Source organism: Azospirillum sp. UFLA03-27 (assembly GCF_059803775.1).
In genome coordinates this window covers 1-3,406 of sequence record NZ_JAUQTX010000415.1, presented here as the reverse complement: position 1 = coordinate 3,406, position 3,406 = coordinate 1, and the positions used below count along the sequence as shown (strand labels likewise).

The following is a 3,406-nucleotide window of genomic DNA, read 5'->3' as shown; positions in this document are numbered from 1 at the left end:
AAGAGACAGCCCGGTGGCGGCAACCCTGGCCCAGGTGGAGCGGCAGGCGGTGTGGTTCGAGCGCGCCGGGCTGGCGCCGAACGCCCTCGCCCTGCTGGAGCGGGAACTCGACGACGCCCGCGCCTTCCGCTGCGCGGCGCCGGTCCCCATCACGCTGGTCGGCAGCGACGTCCACCCCGGCAACTTCCTGATCGACGCCGCCGGCAAAGCGTGGTTCACCGATCTGGAGAAGGCCCAGTACGGCCACCCGGCCATCGACCTCGCCCACGCCAGCCTCTACACCTCCACCAAATGGGAGCGGGAGGTCGCGGCGGTCCTGGCGCCGGACGAGGTCGCGGCGTTCCACGCGGCCTGGGAGGCCGCGGTGCCGCCCGCGCTGGCCGAGGCGGTGCGCCCGTGGCGCCGGCCCTTGCGCCGGCTGACCTGGCTGCGCACCTTGTCCTGGATGGCCCGCTGGCGGGTGGAGGGGGCGGCCCTCTCGCCGGACATGCCGGACTCGCTGGCGGCCCACATGGACGCCCACGCGGTCGACGTCCTCCGCCCGGACGTCATCCGGCGTGTCGCCGCCGAATGGCGCTAGGACGGGGGGCATTGAGCGGCCGAGACATGCGATGGATCGGGCCGCAGCGTGGTTAACCCTTGCCGGCGGTTGGTGTTAGACTGAGGAATCGAGTTTCAGGCTTTCCTGATCCGGACTCCGTAGGCGTGCAGGTGGACGCGGCATGATGACATTCCGATTTGGCCGGGCCCGATTTGGTCGGACGGCGTTTGGCGCCTTGCTCCTTTCGACGGCGGGCCTCCTGCCGGCCGGCAACGCCGTCGCCGCGGCCCCGGCGGCGACGGAACGTCCGTCGCTGACCTCGGCGACGGGCAGCTATCTGGCCGGGCGCTTCGCCCAGCGCCAGGATGATTGGGCCGCCGCCGCCCTGTTCATGGCGCACGCCCTGTCCGCCGACCCCGGCGACCTGACGCTGCTGCGCCGCACCTACCTGCTGAAGCTGGGCGAAGGGCAGTTCGACGCTGCCATCGACCTCGCCAAGCGGCTGCTGGAACAGGACAACGACCCGCAGATGGCCATCGCCCTGCTGGCCTCCGACAATCTGGCCCGCGGCAAGTTGAAGGAAGCCAAGGCCATGGCCGCGCGCATGCCCAAGGAGGGCATGGCGAAATACATCGGCCCGCTGATCGACGCCTGGCTGGCCGCCGCGGAGGGCAAGACCGACGCGGCGCTGAAGGCGCTGGAGCCGCTCTCCACCGCCAGCGGCTTCGCCGCCCTGCACGACCTGCACGCCGGTCTGCTGCTGGAGTTGGGCGGGCGCAAGGACGCCGCCGGGGAACGCTTCGCCCGCGTGCTGGACAAGGAGGCGCCGCTGCGCGTCATCCAGATCGTCGGCAGCTTCTACGAGCGCAGCGGCCGCAAGGACGAAGCCCGCAAGCTGTACGAGTCCTTCCGCGCCGGCAACCCCGACAGCCTGATGGTCGAGCCGGCGCTGAAGGCGCTGGACGAGGGCACGGCCGCCGCCGCGGTGGTGTCCGACGCCAAGCAGGGGCTGGCGGAGGCCCTGTTCGACCTGGGCAGCGCCATCCATCACGAGGGGGCGGAGGAAACCGCCCTGCTGTTCGGGCGGATCGCCCTTCATCTGCGCCCCGACCTGTCCCTGGCGCGGCTGATGATCGGCGACATCATGGAGAACCGCGACCACCACGCCGACGCGTTGGTCGAGTTCCAGGCGCTGGAGAAGGACCCGGTGCTGGGCTGGACCGCCCGGCTGCGCGCCGCCGAGAGCCTCGCCCGGCTGGAACGCACCGACGACGCCATCGCCGCTTTCTCCTCCCTGTCCGCCGAGCGTCCCGAGCGCACCGACGCGCTGATCCGGCTGGGCGACCTGTACCGCGTCGCCAAGCGGTACGGCGAGGCCGCCGACAGCTACAGCAAGGCGCTGGAACGCATCGGCACGCCGGAGGAGCGGCATTGGGCGGTGCTCTACGCCCGCGCCATGTCCTACGACAAGGTGGATCGCTGGCCGGACGCTGAACACGACCTGCGGGCGGCGCTGGCGCTGAAGCCGGACGAGGCCTTCCTGCTGAATTATCTGGGCTACAGCTACGTCGACCGCGGGCTGAACCTGGAGGAGGCCAAGAAAATGATCGAGAAGGCCGTCGCCCTGCGCCCCAAGGACGGCTACATCGTCGACAGCCTGGGCTGGGCGCTCTACCGCACCGGCGATTTCGAAGGGGCGGTGGAGAAGCTGGAGCGCGCGGTGGAGTTGAAGCCGACCGACGCCACTATCAACGACCATCTGGGCGACGCCTACTGGCGCGTCGGGCGCCGCAACGAGGCCCGCTTCCAATGGACCCGCGCGCTCCGCACCGCGGAGGAGGAGCCGCAGAAAGAGGACATCCGGGCCAAGCTGGACAAGGGTCTGGTGGACCCCAAGGCCGCCGAGGCTGCGGCGCCGAAGCTTCAGTAAGCCGCGCCTGCATAGGCTCTGGCGCTCGCCGCACCCATGCCGCATAAAGCCCTTCTTCCCCCTGCCGGGAAGAAGGGCTTTTCGTTTCGGGGGACCCGACCATGAGCGCCATCGCCGAGGCCGCGCCGGCCAAGCTGAACCTCTATCTGCATGTGGTGGGCCGCCGGGACGACGGCTATCACGAGTTGGACAGCCTCGTCGCCTTCGCCGACGTGGCGGACCGGGTGACGGTGCAGCCGGGCGTGGCGCGGATCGCGCTGCGCGGGGTGGACCTGCCGCCGGTCGGGCCGCGGCTGGCCATCTCCGGCCCCTTCGGCCCGGCCTTGATGGGGGAAAATCCGGCGAACAACCTCGTCATCCGGGCCGCCCACGCGCTGGCCGCCCGGCTGGGCCGCGAGGCCGATGCGATGATCGTGCTGGAGAAGGTTCTGCCCGTCGCCTCCGGGATCGGCGGCGGCTCGGCGGACGCGGCGGCGACGCTGCGCGCCCTGGCCCGGCTGTGGGACGTGCCGGTGACCGACCGGCGGATCTACGAGGTCGCGGCATCGCTGGGCGCCGACGTGCCGGTCTGCGTCGCCGGGCGGAGCTGCTATTTCGGCGGCGTGGGAGAGGTGCTGGAGGAGGCGCCGGCTCTGCCGGAAACCCATGCGGTGCTGGTCAACCCCGGCGTGCCGGTGCCGACCCCCGCCGTGTTCAAGGCGCGCAAGGGCGCCTTCAAGAGCGCCTTCTCGGCCCCGGCCCGCTTCACCGAGGCGCCCGCCGACGCCGCGGCGCTGACCGCGCTGCTGAAGGAGCGGCGCAACGACCTGACCGAACCGGCGCTGACCGTCGCCCCGGTGATCGCCGACGCGCTGGCGGCGCTGGAAGGCACGGACGGTTGCCTGCCTGTCTCTTATACACATCTCCGAGCCCACGAGACTATAACAGCTATCTCG

The 3,406-nt window shown here is 71.3% G+C and carries 3 protein-coding genes; all 3 read left to right on the top strand.

Annotated elements, in window-relative coordinates; translation table 11 throughout:
* A partial coding sequence (locus Q4I23_RS31680) for a phosphotransferase family protein (RefSeq protein WP_498528857.1) occupies positions 1-580 on the top strand: 580 nt, incomplete at its 5' end.
* 196 nt (positions 581-776) lie between these two features.
* Positions 777-2,471, top strand: coding sequence for a tetratricopeptide repeat protein (locus tag Q4I23_RS31675; protein ID WP_498528856.1), 1,695 nt, complete (start codon positions 777-779; stop codon positions 2,469-2,471).
* Positions 2,472-2,572: 101 nt separating this feature from the next.
* Positions 2,573-3,406 (top strand): 4-(cytidine 5'-diphospho)-2-C-methyl-D-erythritol kinase (locus tag Q4I23_RS31670; protein WP_498528855.1); only part of this gene is annotated, 834 nt, incomplete at its 3' end.